Annotated in this window: 17 protein-coding genes; 6 read left to right on the forward strand and 11 right to left on the reverse strand. The window is 33.9% G+C overall.

What is annotated here, in order from left to right; genetic code table 11:
- The first annotated feature begins 112 nt into the window (after positions 1-112).
- Entirely contained in the window at positions 113-1,429 is a 1,317-nt protein-coding gene (gene ahcY, locus ACIQ0M_RS09050) for an adenosylhomocysteinase (RefSeq protein WP_396151527.1), read from the forward strand.
- A gap of 128 nt (positions 1,430-1,557) precedes the next feature.
- Here the strand turns inward: ahcY and rpmA are convergent, their stop codons facing one another.
- Positions 1,558-1,818, reverse strand: a complete 261-nt coding sequence (gene rpmA / locus ACIQ0M_RS09055; RefSeq protein WP_129463393.1) for a 50S ribosomal protein L27 — start codon at positions 1,816-1,818, stop codon at positions 1,558-1,560.
- Between the two features lie 23 nt (positions 1,819-1,841).
- Positions 1,842-2,207, reverse strand: a complete 366-nt coding sequence (gene rplU, locus ACIQ0M_RS09060; RefSeq protein WP_396151528.1) for a 50S ribosomal protein L21 — start codon at positions 2,205-2,207, stop codon at positions 1,842-1,844.
- Between the two features lie 201 nt (positions 2,208-2,408).
- Here rplU and ACIQ0M_RS09065 point away from each other — a divergent pair, with 201 nt between their 5' ends.
- A complete protein-coding gene (locus ACIQ0M_RS09065; RefSeq protein ID WP_396151529.1) occupies positions 2,409-3,734 on the forward strand; it encodes a M16 family metallopeptidase in 1,326 nt (441 codons plus the stop codon).
- Between the two features lie 9 nt (positions 3,735-3,743).
- Positions 3,744-5,777 (forward strand): M16 family metallopeptidase, encoded by a 2,034-nt coding sequence (locus ACIQ0M_RS09070; protein ID WP_396151530.1) that lies wholly within the window; start codon positions 3,744-3,746, stop codon positions 5,775-5,777.
- 180 nt (positions 5,778-5,957) lie between these two features.
- Here the strand turns inward: ACIQ0M_RS09070 and ACIQ0M_RS09075 are convergent, their stop codons facing one another.
- On the reverse strand, positions 5,958-6,824 hold the full coding sequence (locus tag ACIQ0M_RS09075; protein ID WP_396151531.1) for a DMT family transporter: 867 nt from the start codon (positions 6,822-6,824) through the stop codon (positions 5,958-5,960).
- A 119-nt stretch (positions 6,825-6,943) separates the two neighbouring features.
- On the opposite strand from ACIQ0M_RS09075, the gene ACIQ0M_RS09080 reads away from it, so the two are divergent.
- Together ACIQ0M_RS09080 and ACIQ0M_RS09085 are read left to right on the forward strand one after the other, a co-directional pair.
- Complete coding sequence (locus tag ACIQ0M_RS09080) at positions 6,944-7,459, forward strand: heavy-metal-associated domain-containing protein (protein WP_396151532.1); 516 nt, start codon at positions 6,944-6,946, stop codon at positions 7,457-7,459.
- Positions 7,460-7,619: 160 nt separating this feature from the next.
- On the forward strand, positions 7,620-8,372 hold the full coding sequence (locus tag ACIQ0M_RS09085; RefSeq protein ID WP_396151533.1) for a class I SAM-dependent methyltransferase: 753 nt from the start codon (positions 7,620-7,622) through the stop codon (positions 8,370-8,372).
- 21 nt (positions 8,373-8,393) lie between these two features.
- On the opposite strand, the gene ACIQ0M_RS09090 is transcribed toward ACIQ0M_RS09085, so the two are convergent.
- From ACIQ0M_RS09090 to ACIQ0M_RS09115, 6 genes are all read right to left on the reverse strand, one after another.
- A complete protein-coding gene (locus ACIQ0M_RS09090) occupies positions 8,394-9,158 on the reverse strand; it encodes a zinc-dependent peptidase (protein ID WP_396151534.1) in 765 nt (254 codons plus the stop codon).
- A gap of 133 nt (positions 9,159-9,291) precedes the next feature.
- Entirely contained in the window at positions 9,292-11,943 is a 2,652-nt protein-coding gene (locus ACIQ0M_RS09095) for a carboxypeptidase-like regulatory domain-containing protein (protein WP_396151535.1), read from the reverse strand.
- Positions 11,944-11,958: 15 nt separating this feature from the next.
- Positions 11,959-12,714, reverse strand: a complete 756-nt coding sequence (locus ACIQ0M_RS09100) for a GLPGLI family protein (protein WP_396151536.1) — start codon at positions 12,712-12,714, stop codon at positions 11,959-11,961.
- A 49-nt stretch (positions 12,715-12,763) separates the two neighbouring features.
- Positions 12,764-13,057 (reverse strand): hypothetical protein, encoded by a 294-nt coding sequence (locus ACIQ0M_RS09105; protein ID WP_396151537.1) that lies wholly within the window; start codon positions 13,055-13,057, stop codon positions 12,764-12,766.
- 402 nt (positions 13,058-13,459) lie between these two features.
- Positions 13,460-14,215, reverse strand: a complete 756-nt coding sequence (locus ACIQ0M_RS09110; protein WP_396151538.1) for a GLPGLI family protein — start codon at positions 14,213-14,215, stop codon at positions 13,460-13,462.
- 48 nt (positions 14,216-14,263) lie between these two features.
- Positions 14,264-14,545, reverse strand: coding sequence for a hypothetical protein (locus tag ACIQ0M_RS09115; RefSeq protein ID WP_396151539.1), 282 nt, complete (start codon positions 14,543-14,545; stop codon positions 14,264-14,266).
- 201 nt (positions 14,546-14,746) lie between these two features.
- Here ACIQ0M_RS09115 and ACIQ0M_RS09120 point away from each other — a divergent pair, with 201 nt between their 5' ends.
- A complete protein-coding gene (locus ACIQ0M_RS09120) occupies positions 14,747-14,950 on the forward strand; it encodes a helix-turn-helix domain-containing protein (protein WP_396151540.1) in 204 nt (67 codons plus the stop codon).
- Here ACIQ0M_RS09120 and gldD read toward each other — a convergent pair.
- Positions 14,947-15,516: a gliding motility lipoprotein GldD gene (gene gldD, locus ACIQ0M_RS09125; protein WP_396151541.1), complete on the reverse strand. Its 570-nt coding sequence runs from the start codon at positions 15,514-15,516 to the stop codon at positions 14,947-14,949. The genes ACIQ0M_RS09120 and gldD overlap by 4 nt on opposite strands.
- Positions 15,509-16,804 (reverse strand): gliding motility-associated protein GldE, encoded by a 1,296-nt coding sequence (locus tag ACIQ0M_RS09130; protein ID WP_396151542.1) that lies wholly within the window; start codon positions 16,802-16,804, stop codon positions 15,509-15,511. The genes gldD and ACIQ0M_RS09130 overlap by 8 nt, the downstream gene beginning before the upstream one ends.
- Positions 16,805-16,808 lie beyond the last annotated feature (4 nt).

The raw sequence follows: 16,808 nt of genomic DNA on the forward strand, positions 1-16,808 counted from the left end.
TTCAAAATGTTAGTCATCTAAACAAATCACAAAAAACACAAAAAGGTTTTTAATTTCCTAAGCTATTCCGTAGATTTGCAAAAAATTTTTAGCTAATATAACTATTTTATAAATGAGTACACAAACATTGCCATTTGTAGCGTATAAAGTGAAAGATATTTCACTTGCCGCTTGGGGAAGAAAAGAAATTGAACTAGCCGAAGCGGAAATGCCTGGCTTAATGGCTCTTCGCAAAGAATATGGAGATAGCCAACCATTAAAAGGAGCTCGTATTGCAGGATGTTTGCATATGACCATTCAAACGGCTGTTTTAATTGAAACATTAATCGCTTTAGGTGCAGAAGTTACTTGGAGTTCATGTAATATTTTTTCAACACAAGATCATGCTGCTGCTGCTATAGCTGCTGCCGGAATCCAAGTGTACGCTTGGAAAGGATTGAACGAAGTTGATTTTGATTGGTGTATCGAACAAACCTTATTTTTTGGAGAAGACAGACAACCATTGAACATGATTTTGGATGATGGTGGTGATTTAACGAATATGGTTTTTGATAAATATCCTGAATTGATTGCAGGAATTAAAGGTCTTTCTGAAGAGACGACTACGGGCGTTCACCGTTTATACGAAAGAATGAAAAACGGAACATTACATATTCCTGCCATCAACGTAAATGACTCGGTTACTAAATCGAAATTTGATAACAAATACGGTTGTAAAGAATCAGCGGTTGATGCTGTGCGTCGTGCAACAGACATTATGTTAGCCGGAAAAAGAGTAATCGTTTGTGGTTATGGTGACGTTGGAAAAGGAACAGCTGCTTCATTCAGAGGTGCCGGTTCAATTGTAACCGTAACTGAAATCGACCCAATTTGTGCTTTACAAGCGGCGATGGACGGATTTGAAGTAAAACGATTAGATTCAGTGATCAAAACTGCAGATATTGTGATTACAACAACAGGAAATAAAGACATAGTGGTTGGAAAACATTTTGAACAAATGAAAGACAAAACCATTGTTTGTAACATTGGACATTTTGACAATGAAATCGACATGGCTTGGTTAAATCAAAATCACGGTGATTCAAAAATTGAAATCAAACCACAAGTTGACAAATATACCATTAACGGAAATGACATTATCATCTTAGCTGAAGGTCGTTTGGTTAACTTAGGTTGTGCTACGGGTCACCCAAGTTTTGTAATGAGTAATTCATTCACTAACCAAACCTTGGCTCAAATTGAATTGTGGAACAACAGTGCCGCTTACAAAAACGAAGTCTATATGTTACCAAAACATTTAGATGAAAAAGTAGCCGCGTTACACTTAGAGAAATTAGGTGTTGAACTAGAAACTTTAAACCAAGAACAAGCAGCCTATATTGGTGTTGAAGTTCAAGGACCGTTTAAACCGGAATACTACAGATACTAATAGAAAATAGTATTATAACAGAACCCTTGCTGAAAAGTGGGGGTTTTTTGTTTGAAAAATTAAAGTTGTATGAAACAAAAAAACCCATCTCTCTCGAAATGGGTTTTATATTTTGAAGTAAATCCTAATTATGCTTCAAAAGGAATAACAGATACAAATGATTTGTTATCACCTTTTTTCTGAAACTTAACAACTCCGTCAACTTTTGCATGCAAAGTATGATCTTTACTAATGTAAACGTTTTCTCCCGGATTATGTTTAGAACCTCTTTGTCTTACAATGATATTTCCTGCGATAGCTGCTTGACCACCATAAATCTTAACGCCTAAACGTTTCGATTCTGATTCTCTACCATTCTTGGAACTACCGACACCTTTCTTGTGAGCCATGATGTTTAAGTTTTAAATGTTAATTATTCTTCTGTGGTTTCTGCTTTTTTCGCAGCTTTCTTTTTTGGTGCACTTCCAGAAGCACTGATTCCCTCGATAACGATTTGCGTCAATGACTGTCTGTGACCGTTTTTCTTTTTGTAACCTTTTCTTCTTTTCTTTTTGAAAACGATTACTTTATCACCTTTTAAGTGTTGTAACACTTTGGCTTCAACTGAAGCTCCTTCTATAGCGGGGGCGCCTATAGTAACTGTTCCGTTATCATCCAACAACATTACTTTGTCAAAAGAAACTTTGTTTCCTTCTTCTGTTGCTAAACGGTGAACAAATACTTTTTGGTCTTTGCTTACTTTGAATTGTTGCCCTGCTATCTCTACGATTGCGTACATAACAATATGTTTTAATTAATTTTTTGAGTTTGCAAATATACAACTTATTATGAATCATACAACTTAAACTTCAAAATATATTCAAAGCAAAAAAATAATAGCTGGGTTAATTGATTTTTTTGATGAAAATTTAAAAAAAGTGTAACAAAATCACGAAATTGCATACCTATTTCAAACGCAAAAAATAAATAACTAATTTTTATGAAAAAATCTTTAATGGCTTTAAGTTCAGTTCTTATGCTTGGAGGTACAGTTTCTGCTCAAAAAGTAGAGTTTGAACATTACACGCTCAATAACGGAATGCATGTGATCTTACACCAGGACAATTCTGCTCCGGTTGTAATCACTTCAGTAATGTATCACGTAGGTGCAAAAGATGAAAATCCGGAAAGAACAGGATTTGCTCACTTTTTTGAGCACCTTTTATTCGAAGGAACAAAAAACATCGGACGTGGAGAATGGTTTAAAATTGTAACCGGAAACGGAGGAACTAACAATGCGAATACTACTGATGACAGAACGTATTACTATGAAATCTTCCCATCAAACAATCTTGAGTTAGGCCTATGGATGGAATCAGAGCGTTTATTACACCCTGTGATTAACCAAATTGGTGTTGAAACACAAAACGAAGTAGTTAAAGAAGAAAAACGTCTTCGTGTGGACAACCAACCTTATGGAAATTTAATTGGTGAAGTTAAAAAGAATATGTTTGTTAAGCATCCCTACCGTTGGACGACCATTGGTTCAATGGAACATTTGGATGCCGCTACTTTAGAAGAATTCCAAGCATTTAACAAAAAATATTATGTGCCAAACAACGCTACCTTGGTTGTTGCGGGACAATTTGACCCTGCTCAAACAAGAGCTTGGATTGATAAATATTTTGGCTCAATTCCAAAAGGTGCTCCTGTAACCAGAGAAAAAATTGAAGAAGCTCCTATATCTCAAACCATAAAAGCTCGTTTTGAAGACCCGAACATCCAAATTCCGATGGCAGTGGCTTCATACAGAACCCCTTCGATGAAAACAAAAGATGCGAGAGTTCTGGATATGATTTCAACATTATTATCAGACGGAAAATCTTCGAGACTGTACAAAAAATTGGTAGATGACAAAAAAATGGCACTACAAGTAGGTGCATTCAACTTTAGTCAAGAAGATTACGGAATGTACATTTTATACGGACTTCCGATGGGTGGAACTACACCGGAAACTTTAATGACAGAAATTGACCAAGAAATTGTAAAACTACAAACGGATTTAATTTCTGAAAAGGAATTCCAAAAACTTCAAAATATTTATGAGAATCAATATGTAAACAGCAATGCCTCTGTAGAAGGAATTGCGGGTAACTTAGCTACTTTTCACATGTTATATGGCGATGTTAATTTAATTAATACCGAAATTGACATTTACCGCTCTATCACAAGAGAAGAAATTAGAGAGGCTGCTAAAAAGTACCTTAACCCAAACCAACGTTTACTATTAGATTACGCTCCTAAATCAGATAAAGCTCAAAATTAAGATATCAACATGAAAAAAATAGTCATTATAGCAACGAGCTTGTTTATTTCACTTTCTATGCAAGCACAAGACAGACCTCAACCAAAACCGGGTCCGGCACCCAAAATTAATATTGGTAAGCCACAAACTTTTGAATTAAAAAACGGATTAAAAGTTTTGGTCGTAGAAAACAACAAACTTCCCAGAGTTTCATACAACCTGACCATTGATAATGCTCCGTATGCAGAAGGAGCTAAAAAAGGTGTCTCAGATTTAACCAGTAGCTTAATTGGGAATGGAACAAAAACCATTTCAAAAAATGCATTTAACGAAGAAGTTGATTTCTTAGGTGCAAATATTAATTTTGGATCAAACGGAGCTTTTGCAAGTGGTCTTTCAAAATATTCCACAAGAATCATGGAATTAATGGCCGATGGTGCTTTAAATCCTGTATTTACACAAGAAGAATTTGATAAAGAAAAAGCAAAGTTATTAGAAGGTTTAAAAGCGGATGAAAAAAGCGTACCATCAATTGCCGGCCGTGTTCAAAGAGTTTTAGCCTATGGGAAAAATCATCCTAACGGAGAATATTTAAGCGAAGAAACGATTAACAAAGTTACTTTAGCTGATGTTAGTCAAAACTATGCTACCTATTTCACACCACAAAATGCTTATTTAGTTATTGTTGGAGATGTCAAATTTGCCGAAGTAAAAGCAAATGTTGAAAAATTATTCGGCACTTGGAAAAAAGGCGTTGCTCCGCAAGTTTCATATTCAGACCCGAAAGATGTGCAATACACACAAATTAACTTTGTAGATGCTCCCAATGCAGTGCAATCAGAAATTGCTGCAGTTCACATCACTAACTTAAAAATGACTGACAAAGATTATTTTGCTGCAATTGTAGCCAATCAAATCTTGGGTGGTGATTTTAACAGTTACTTGAACATGAATTTGAGAGAAGCTCATGGTTGGACCTATGGTGCTCGTTCAGGCTTAAGAGGAAACAAATACACCTCAAACTTTAGTGCATCTACTCAAGTGAGAAATGCAGTAACAGACAGTGCCGTGGTTGAAATCTTAAAAGAAATCAAACGCATCCGAACTGAAAAAGTGTCTGAAGAAACATTGAAAAACGTAAAAGCCGGTTATATTGGAAAATTTGTAATGGATATTGAAAAACCTACTACTGTAGCTCGTTATGCATTGCAAACCAAAACCCAAGCTTTACCAGCAGATTTCTACGAAAACTACATCAAAAATATCAATGCAGTAACTGCCGATGATATTTTGAGAGTTTCCAAAAAGTATTTCTTAGCGGATAATTTAAGAGTTGTTATTGTCAGTAAAGCAGCCGACGCATTACCCGGCCTTGAAAAACTAAACATTCCTATTTTCTATTTTGATAAATATGGAAATAAAGTTGAAAAACCGGAAGAAAAAAAGGTAAGTGCTAACGTAACCGCAAAATCTGTTTTAGAAAAATACATTACCGCTGTAGGAGGACAAAAGGCAGTTGGTGATGTAAAATCATTATTCTTAACAGGAACAACTAATGTTCCGGGTGCTCCCGCTCCATTAACATATATCAACAAAACGGATGCAAATGGTAAAATCTTAGTTGAATTAACCATGAGCGGAATGAGCATGATGAAACAAGTAGTAAACGGAAACACCGGATACATGGCTCAACAAGGGCAAAAAATGAATTTAGAAGGTGAAATGTTGGAAGACATGAAAGCTTCTGCTCATCCGTTTCCTGAAGTGAACTTACTTAAAAAAGAGGGAATCACCTTAAAAGGAATCGAAAGCCAAGATGGAAAGGAATGCTATGCAATTGTAAACGGTAAAACAACCAGTTATTATGATGTTGCTTCCGGACTAAAAGTGGCTGATGTAACTGCTACACCACAAGGAAACAGTGTTATCACCTATAAAGATTACAGAGATGTAAAAGGTGTAAAAATTCCTTATAATTATGTGATGAACGTAGGTTTTGATTTAGACATCAAAATCAGCGATATCAAAGTTAACGAAGGTGTGAGCGAAGCTGATTTTCAATAATCAGTTAACAAAATAATTCTTGAAAGAGACTGTCAGCAATGGCAGTCTTTTTTTTTAACTACAAAGTTTTTTGCCACAAAGAAAGTAAGCCACAAAGAAATCATCTTAAAAAACTTTGTAACTTGATGATAAATAAAAACCTTAGAACCTTTGTGTCTTAGTGGCAAAAAAAAGAAAAAATCACTTCTTAGCCGAAAGATACACCCCAAACATAATAATCGCAGCACCCAACAGCTGGATGAGAGTTAACCCTTCATGGTCAATTAATCCCCAAAAAAAGGCCACTACAGGAATTAAGTACGTTACCGAAGAAGCAAAAACAGGCGATGATATTTTGATTAATTTATAAAACAAAATATTCGCCAAAGCAGTTCCTACAACACCTAAAATGGCAATATAAATCAAAACATCTTGTGTTTTTTCTACTTGAACCGCCTCAAAAAAACCGGAGAAAAAAAGTACTGTAAAGGCGGGGACTAACATCACCACAAAATTTCCCGTTGTAATGCTTAGCGGACTCAAATCAGCTAAATAGCGATTAATAAAATTCACATTTAACGCATAGCAAACCGAAGCAATGATTAACAAAATGGCATAGCTGTAGTTTTGTTCGGGATGCGTGGCGGCTCCATTCAAAATGAGCAAAGCACTTCCAACTAATCCAAAAAATACACCGTAAATCTGCCGGCGTTGAAAATCAATTTTAAACAATAAAATACCGAGCAATAAGGTGTTTAACGGCGTGAGTGAATTGAGAATCGCACTAATCGTACTACTAATTTCCGTTTGAGCATAAGAAAATAAATACACCGGAACAAACGTGCCAAAACAGGCCGTTAAAGCCAAGTATTTCCAATGCCGAAGCTGAATTTGCTTTAAACTATTGAATCCGATAAGCAATAAAAATAACCCGGCAAAAACCATTCTCAACGAGCCCAACTGAAAAGGGGTTAAACCGGTCAATCCCCGTTTGATGAGGATAAAAGAACTACCCCAAACCAAGGCCAAAATAGCTAAATAAACGAATCGTAAGTTTTTGTTTTCCATGGTTGATGTTTTCGCGTCACAAAACTCCGTTAATTTTGGCAAATAAAAAGCGAAAAAAATGTTATTTTTGTAATGTCGTATAAATAAAATTTATTTCACTCATTTTAAACAATATACTTATGAAATTCACCCAAACCATCGCGGCCATCGCTTTCACAACATTGATGATGGTCGGTTGCAAAAACGAAGCAACAACAAACACAGAAAATTCAACAGCAACTACAGAAGCGGCTCAACAACCGGCTCAATTGGCTACAGCATCGTTCACCGTAGAAGGTATGCACTGCGAAGTGGGCTGTGCAGGACATTTAGAAAAAAAATTAGCCAAATTAGATGGTGTTCAAAAAGCAGAAATTGATTTTGAAGCCAAAAAAGCCACTATTGAATATGATGCGAACGTTCTTACTCCGGAAGTATTAGTGCAAACCGTAGAAAATGCAGCCGACGGAAAAACCTATAAAGTATCTGATGTAGTGAACACTGCCGACAAAGCAATGCTTTTTAACAAAGACAAAAAGAAAAAGAAAGCGAAAAAAGAAGAAGCAGCGAAAGAAAACACCGCGGAAGAAAAAAAATCATGCTCATCCGGTGAAAAAAAAGCGTGTTGTGCTTCTAAAAAAGCAGAGACACTTTAAGCAATTTGGTTTAAGAGAAAATAGAAACCTTTGTCAGTGAAAATTGACAAAGGTTTTTTGTATTTATAGATTATATAACTCTTTTTTTAAACTTCGCTTATTTTAAGTATTTTAGTGAAAACTTAGTATTACAATAAATATATAATCAAAAACAACAAAAATGACCACCAACTATACCGTAGGCAATTTAATATATGACGCATATATTTATGACGGAATGAACAGCAACCTCGCCGATTTGCCTTTTTACACAAAGTGGTTACCAAAGCACAAAGAAGCTAAAATTTTGGAGTTATGCTGTGGCACCGGCAGACTTACGATTCCTATTGCCAAAGAAGGGTATGCCATTACCGGAGTAGATTTTACGCCTTCCATGCTGGCACAAGCCAAAACAAAAGCCTTGGAAGCCGGGTTGACGATTCCGTTCATTGAAGCCGATATTCGAACGCTGGATTTGCAGGAGAAATTCGATTTGATTTTTATTCCGTTTAATTCCATCCATCATTTATATCAAAATGACGATTTGTTTCAGGCGTTGCAATGCATTAAAAACCATCTGAAAGAAGATGGATTGTTACTTTTGGATTGCTTTAATCCCAATATTCGCTACATCGTTGAAGCCGAAAAAGAACAACAACAAATTGCTTCCTACACCACCCAAGACGGAAGAGCGGTTGTCATCAAGCAAACCATGCAGTATGAAAGTAAAACGCAGATTAACCGCATTGAATGGCATTATTTTATCAATGGAGCGTTTGACTCGGTTCAAAATTTGGATTTTAGATTGTATTTTCCGCAAGAATTAGATGCCTATTTGGAACGATGTGGTTTTTCTATTCTCCACAAATTTGGCGACTTTGAAGAAAGCCCATTTACCGATGATTCAGAAAAGCAGGTGTTTGTTTGTAGGTAAGTTAATACTGAGGTGAATTTTTCATTTCCCAAAAAAACAAACCTCCAACATTTGATATAAATCCGGGTGTTTCTTTTTCATTTGTTCGGGTTTTTCAAAAAAGTATTCGGCGGCTACGGCTAAAAATTCGGCTTGGTTGGTGCCACCATAGTGTCTGATATCAGATTCATTGTTATTGATTTCCTCCATTTTTTCATGAATAATTTTAAGCCACGGAATAACGTAAGGTTTTTGCAGTAACACTTCGGGAACGCCATCGGTGCTGCCATCGAGTTTATCAATCAAATGCACAAATTCATGAATTCCGGTGTTGAGTTTAGGTGAATGAGGGGAAAAACCTTCGTGCAACGCTTTTCGGGAGAGAATCATCTGGTTTTCAAAACGTCCGGTGCCAACCAAACCGCCAATTTTACGGTCTTTATCGTTTTGAGCAAAACCTAAATCTTCATTAAAATGATCGGGATAAACCAATACCGTACTTAAATTTCGATAATGCCATTCAGGAAAATTAAAAACCGGAATCACGGCACTGGAAGCAATGTACACTTTATCCAAATCGTTCAATTCAAAACCAACGCTTTCCAAGTGGACTTCGCTTAAAAATATCATCATTCGATTTTGAAAACGTTTTTGTTCTTCCGGCAATAAGTCATCGTAAAATGCCACATGCTTCAAAAGCAAATTATGCCAATTGGGTGGAAAATGTTCTACTTTCTTTTTTTGGTTGGTATTGATGGCAAAAATGGCAAAACCGATTAAAAGTAAAAACACAAGGGCAGTTGTCATAAACAGATGATCTTATTTAAAGTGAGAAAGTATTCCTTTAAAAACAAAAGAAAACAGCGTTTAAACAAATATAGTAAGATTATTTGAATGGTGGTTTGGCAGAAATAATTACCACATCGACTAATTGACTAACTTACAATTTATACCGCACAACAAATTGAAAAATTCGTGGCAAAATAAACGTCGACTGTTCACTAATCAGAAAATCTGAAAACGTATTTTGATTTTTGGTTTGATTGTTTAAAAGATTGGAAACCATAAATTCAAACCCAAACGGACTGTTTTTCTTTTGATAAGTTAACGAAGCATTGGCAATTTCAAAAAAAGTATTTGGATTGGTGAAATTCAAATTGGTAAATGCTTCATAATCGGCTTTAAAGGAAATGTTTTTGATAATTTCATGATCAATTTCTGCCGAAAACTGATTGGTTTCAAATTTGGATGAAGTGATTCCGCTAAATGTGTTGAAGCCTTTGCTAAAACCCACTTTTACGAATGGCCAACTTTTATGTGCTGTTCTAAGTTCTAAACCTATATTTTGATTGTTTCTGGAATTGGCCGTTTCAATTCCGTTGACTTCCTGAATGTAATCAAACCATGATAAAGAAGTGTTTAACCGAAGATTAAATCGATAGATCTTTTTACTAACTGAACCACCTACTCTGACATTGGTTTCCGGATTATCGGTTAGAATTGGCATCGTAAACTGATTGATTCCATCTAATTCAACTGTATTTCGGATGGTTTTTACTTTTTTATTCCAATTTGCAAAAGCATTGACCATCAAACCACGGTACATACTCATTTTAGAATAATTCAGAATTGCCGAATGGTAGCGTTCATTATTCAACAAAGCATTTCCTCGAAAAACGGAATTATAACTTTGTAAAGTGAATCGTTCTGCTAATTGTGAAGCTTCCGGAAGTTGATTGACTAATCGGTAATTAAACTTCAACGATTCGGATTGATTAAATTCATATTCGCTGTTAAATTGTGGTTGAAGTAAAAACGTTGAATGATTTATGTCTTCTTCAAATTGTTTGGTTTTCAATTGATACCAATGTCCGTAAATGCCGGGTTTATTCGTCCATTTTCCAATTTTAAATTTATATTCAATTCCGATAAAAGCATCATTTAAACGGTAATCGATGTCATTTCCAAAACCATTTTCTTCAAAATCGTTGATTGTTCCATTGGATAAAAATTGTCGTTCGGAAGTTTGCAAAGCAGTGGTCCCAAAATTATTTCCAACATTCGTATAAATGTGGTTGAAATTATTCAAAACCCAATAATGCTTAAACAATGCATCAATTGAGTTGGATTTTACCTTTTTCAGTTGAGCAATTTGATAGTTTTCATCTTCTTCCAACGGAATTAATCCGGCTAAAAAGGGCTGATTGGTTAACCATTGATTCTGAGGTACATTATTTTCAAAAGCGTGATTCACTACTAAAGTTGTGGTATGATTTTTTGAAATGGATTTATGCCATTCTATATATTGTTTTACCGAAGAATTATCTGCTTCACGTAGAGTTTCAAATGTATTTTGATTGTTTAATGATACCGAATTGAGTAACGAAAAAGCATCATTTGCACTCGATTGGTATTGTGCATTGTAATACCATTTTTCGTCATTGTTTGTTGTATAATCAAGTTTAATATTTCCAAGACCTAACAACGAACGGTTGTTGCCATTTTGTGTTCGGGTTTCGAGCGTTTCGGTTTGAAGGTATTCTAACGCTGTTTCGTTTTGTGTTGCAGTGAACAATTTTGAAAACAAAGCAAAACCGGAAACATCTAATTTTTTGGAAAGTTCATGGCTAAAATTTAAGGCAGCGAATTGCGATTTATTTTCTACCACATCTTTATTCTCTGAGGTAAACGAATAAAGATTGGTTAGCGATTTTCTGCCGGAAATAAAGCTACTTACTCCGCCTTGAAATCGCATTAAGTCTTGAAAAGTGAATGTTTGTTTTCCTATGTTGTTGATATCGCCAATAAAACTCAAATTGGTTTTTGGGGAATAATAAAACAAAGCGGCATGCAATAAATGATAGGAATCGTTTCCGGCACCGGCTTCTACATCGCCAAAAACAAATTTCTTTTTGTCTTCTTTGAGTTTGATGTTCATGGCCAAATCTTCGGAATCGGAAACTTGTTTGAGGAAGCCTACTTCGTTGAAATTGTCGATGACTTCCACTTTATCCACGGCATCGGCGGGAATGTTTTCGACACCTAGTTTGGTACCGCCACCAAAAAAAGATTTGTTTTCTACTAAAAACTTAGTGACTCTTTTTCCTTGTACAGTTACGCCACCGTCTTTATCTACCTCCACACCGGGCAGTTTTTCAAGTTGATCTTTTAATTTTCGTTCGTTACCGGTAGTGAATGCTTTGACATCATATACCAACGTATCTTTTTTGATGACAATGGGTTCATATTTGTGGTTGATGATTACTTCTTTTAAATCAATTCCGGTAGGTTTGAGTTTGAAGTCATGGGTTTTGATTTCGGAATTTGGTTCATAGATAAAAGTTTCTTCCATAAAACCGATATACGAAACACGAAATTCATAACGAACGTCTTTTTCTAATTCAAGTTTGTATCTCCCTTTATTGTCGGCGATTGCAAATTTTATGGATGCGTTTTGTTGGAGAGGTTTGGCTATTACGTTTGCACTTTCAAGGGGATTGTTTAGGGTGTCTGAAATTGTTCCTGTGAGTGACTGGGAAAAACTTACTAGAGTATTTAAAAGTAAAAAAAATATAAATAAATGTTTCAACATTAAAATTAAATAAAGCTATTCTTTAGTACGCATTTGTTCATTCATTTGTTTTGTTTTTTCTTCAAGCATTTCTTCCTTTAATTTATTAAATTCTTCATAACTAACAGTCTCTTTTCCCGTAGGTTGTTTAATTAGTTTTTCATCAACATCAAATTTAATTGAGGTGGCAACCAATTTAACATCCAAGTATGAAATTTCGAGTATTAAACCCGGTAAATTATTAAAGTAAACCGGACCAGCGTTTACCGGAATTTCAGGACAAAACCAAGCGGTAACATCAAAATTAATCAACTTACCTTTGCTATGATAGTAATTATTTCCTTTTGAAACAGCCTTATAGCACAACTTATCGTCAATTACTTTTGTTTCCGATTGAATCTCCCAATTAGAAATAAAATCTCTTTTAATGAGAAATTGATTTTTGTCAAAAAAAATAAAGTTGGGACTGTTTTTAGAAACTATCTCTTTTTTATTAAAATTTGTAAATAGAGGCGTGCTGTATAATGGTTTTGTTAAAGCTAACTGATATGACAAATTAGAGTTATCAATACCATCTTCTGCAATAAAATAGGACAATGAATCTTTTACATAAAGATTAAAATTAACCTGGCCACTCTTTTTGTAAACACCTGCCATGATTTTTTTATATTCACTATTACCTGAATCATCTTGTTCGGCAAAAAACAAAGTATATTGGATAGTAAATTTCTTTTCCTGAGAAAAAACTATAAAAAAACTAAACATACTTATTAAAACTAAAAAATTTTTCATGTGATTTAAGGTGTCGGTAACTCCAAAAAGTTACCGACATTTTAAAAAATTAATTACCTAAACCTTGCTCTACTTCATCACAAGCTCTAAATGCACCCATAGCTATACTCCCAGCTTGTTCTTCATTAAAACCTTCTCCTATTGCAATAGCTAAAGTTCTGATAAAAATAACATCACATCTTGTTAAAAAAAAACGTAAGGCACTAACTTCTGCTTCATCTAATTCAAAAGTATTTGAATTAACTTGAACTTCTAAATTGTCAGAAGTTAGCTCAATAGTATTCCCCATACTACTCACCGAAAACGCCATCATTGCGATAGCACTAAACATAAATTTTTTCATTTTTTTAAAATTTAAAGTTAAAACTAATTTTTTGGTTAACCGAGATAAAGTTGCAAAAAAAAAAAAATGATTCTTACAACTTTTTCTTATAAATTAACAATTATTTAACTTTAATAGTATTACAAACATGTTTATGTTAAACAATTATACAATTGAAAATCAGTATAAAAAAATTGTATCTTACAAAATAGTTTAAGATTATAAATTTATTATGTTTTATTAGCGATTATTTTAATTTTAAATTTGTTTTTCTTGTATAGGCTTTGCGATAACATTGGCACTCTCAAGGGGATTCTTTAGGGTGTCTGAAATTGTTCCTGTGAGTGATTGAGAAAAACTTACTAGAGAATTTATATACAGAAAAATTATAATTAAATAGTTTAACATTAAAATTAATTCAAGCTATTCTTTAATACGCATTTGTTCGTTATATTCTTTTGTTTTTTCGCTAACCATTTCTTCTTGAAACTTATTATATTCATCATAACTAACTTTTTGTTTACCATTAGGTTGTTTAATTAATTTTTCATCAACATCAAATTTAATGGAGGTTGCTACTAATTTGATGTCTAAATACGATATTTCAAGTATTAAACCCGGTAAATTATTGAAGTAAACCGGACCAGCGTTTATGGGAATTTCGGGGCAAAACCAAGCGATTACATCAAAATAAACTTTTCTTCCCTTACTGTGGTAATAATAATTTCCTTTTGAAATAGCTTTATAGCACAATTTTTCGTCAATTACTTTAGTTTCTGATTGAATTTCCCAATTATAAATAAAATCTCTTTTAATTAGGAATTGATCTTTGTCAAAAAAAATAAAGTTCGGACTGTTTTTACAAACTATTTCTTTTTTATTGAAATTTGTAAATAAAGGCATGCTATATAATGGTTTTGTTAAGGCTAATTGATATGATAGTTTAGAGTTGTCTATACCGTCTTCCGCAATAAAATAGGATAGCGAATCTCTTACATACAGATTATAATTAACTTGTCCGCTCTTTTTGTAAACACCTGCCATAATTTTTTTGTACTCGCTGCCACCTGACTCATCTTGTTCTGAAAAAAACAACGTATAACGAATGGTATAATTCTTTTCTTGAGAAAATGATGATATACTTAAAAAGAAAATTATATATAAAAATATTTGTTTCATAATGCTAAAATATTCCAGCAACTAAAAAAGTTGCTGGAAATTATAAAGTTAATTTTGTTCTATTTCATCACAAGCGGCAAATGCTGCATAAGCAATAGCATGAGCTTGTTTAGGGGTGAACCCTTGTTCTTGAGCTATAGCCATAGTTCCAAAAAATACTATTTCACAGCGAGATAAAAATGGTATTACACTAAGGTTTTCTTCATCTAACTCAAAAGTATTTGAATTAACTTGAACTTCTAAATTGTCAGAAGTTAACTCAATAGTATTCCCAATACTACTCACCGAAAATGCCATCATTGCGATAGCACTAAACATAAATTTTTTCATAAAAATAAAAATTAAAAGTTATTAAGTACAATATTACAAGGTTGAATCATAAAACCTAAGTCAGTTTTTGACTAAAACTAGTCAATTTCTGACTAAAATTTAAAGAGTAAACTTATGACTGATAATCTTTTTTATTTATTTTTGAAAAACCAAACAAATTTAAGTCCTAAAAAAATTGCTTAATGTTTTTAATTTAAAGCCATGCAAGAAAAAGTATTAATTAAAATTCGAGATAATCGATACAAAAAAAATTACACTCAAGAATATATGTCTGAAAGACTTGGCATCTCGCAAAGTCATTATGCCAAAATAGAAAATGGCAAAGTAAAACTTAAGGCAGATCATCTTATGAAAATTCTTGAAATACTAGAAATGAATTATAATGATTTGCAAAAGGATAATTAATTAGATTTCTTCCACCGCATTGTCTCCATTAACGTTTGCATATCATCTTTAATATAACTCGCCGCCGGCATAATCGAATCAAAATTGGGTTTTGCATAAAAATAGACCGAGCCGGTCACAAAATGTTGAACACTGTCGGTTAAGTAAAATTGCGTATTGGTAGCAGCATTTCCTCCCACTTGATAAAACATCCCATAGACTTTATCTTTCGTGTTAATAAAAGGTGTTTCTACAATATCATCAGCTTTAATGACGTGTTCATAGGTAAGTTTTTGAGCATCTTTTAATAATTCATCGATGTTTTTATCCACTTTTCGATACGTTAAATAAACCGTTGCTTTCATTTTTGGATATTGAATGGTGACATCGCAATTGTCTTTCACGTTTACTTTTGTTTCTGTATTATGATCAAAAATAAAGTCGCACGGACTATCAAACTGCATGTAATTGGCCATTTCATAATCCAATCGCAATTGTGCGGAAGGTTTTGGCAAAACGTCTTCTTTGCATCCAAAAAAAATGAAGGATAAAATTAGGAATCCAATATATACAAACGATTTAGGCATCTAAAGTAACTTTAATTTGTTTAACACGTTTTTTGTCCACCGATTCAATCGTGAACAAACATTTATCAAAACTTATTTTTTGTCCTTTTTTGGGAAACGTTCCAATAATTTCTAAAATAAATCCGGCTAAGGTTTCGGCTTCGCCTTTTTTATCTTCAAATAAATCTTCATCAACATCCACAATTCTGTAAAAATCTTTCAGGTTTATCTTCCCTTCAAAAAGAAAATTTTTATCGTCAATTTGCGAATAGTTGATATTTTCGTCATCAAATTCATCGCTAATATCGCCCACAATTTCTTCGATAATATCTTCCAGCGTGATTACTCCGGATGTTCCACCGTATTCATCCACCACAATGGCCAAATGGTTTTTCATCCCTTGAAAATCTTTCAATAAATTGTCTAACTTTTTATTTTCGGGCACAAAAAACGGCTCTCTAAGTAAGGTTATCCAATTAAAATCGGCTTTATCAATGTGTGGTAACAAATCTTTTACATACAAAACGCCTTCTACCTGATCTATATTGTCTCGGTAAACCGGAATTCTGGAATAACCTTTGTCTAAAATTTTGGTTAAAATTTCTTTAAATGTTTCTTCAATCTCCAAACCAAACACATCAATTCTTGGACTCATAACTTGGCTGGTATCGGTATTTCCGAAGGAAACGATACCTTCCAGTATTTTTTGCTCTTCCTGAGAAGTGTCATCCGAAGAAGTAAGCTCCAACGCCTGCGACAATTGATTAACTGAAATATTGGTCTTTTGTTTGCCCAGTTTGTTTTCAAAATAGATCGTTGCAGCACGCATTGGCATATTGATAGGTGACAAGAATACATTGAGAAAATGTATTGGTTGTGCCACCATTTTGGCAAATTTGATATTGTTTCGATTGGCATAGACTTTTGGTAAAATTTCGCCGAAGAGTAAGATTAAAAAAGTAACTAAAACGACTTCAATGACAAATTGTAACCATTCAGGATAAATTGTTCCCAACAAATCATTTTTAATAAACGAAAAGATGATTACGATTCCGATATTAATGAAATTGTTGGCTATTAGTAAAGTAGCCAACAATTTTTTAGGTCTTTTTAAAAGATTAGAAATTAAATTTCCCTTTGTTTCATTTTGTTCTATGGCATCATCAATATCCTTTTGAGAAAGCGAGAAAAGAGCTACTTCGGCACCTGATGCAAGTGCAGAAAAAAACAACAAGATTATAATTCCAAGCACTCCAAAGAGTAAACTTGTATTAATTATTTCCGGAAAACTCGCGGGGTCAGCGTCCAAATGG

The sequence above is a fragment of the Flavobacterium sp. genome, assembly GCF_044339515.1.
Classification (GTDB): Bacteria; Bacteroidota; Bacteroidia; order Flavobacteriales; family Flavobacteriaceae; genus Flavobacterium.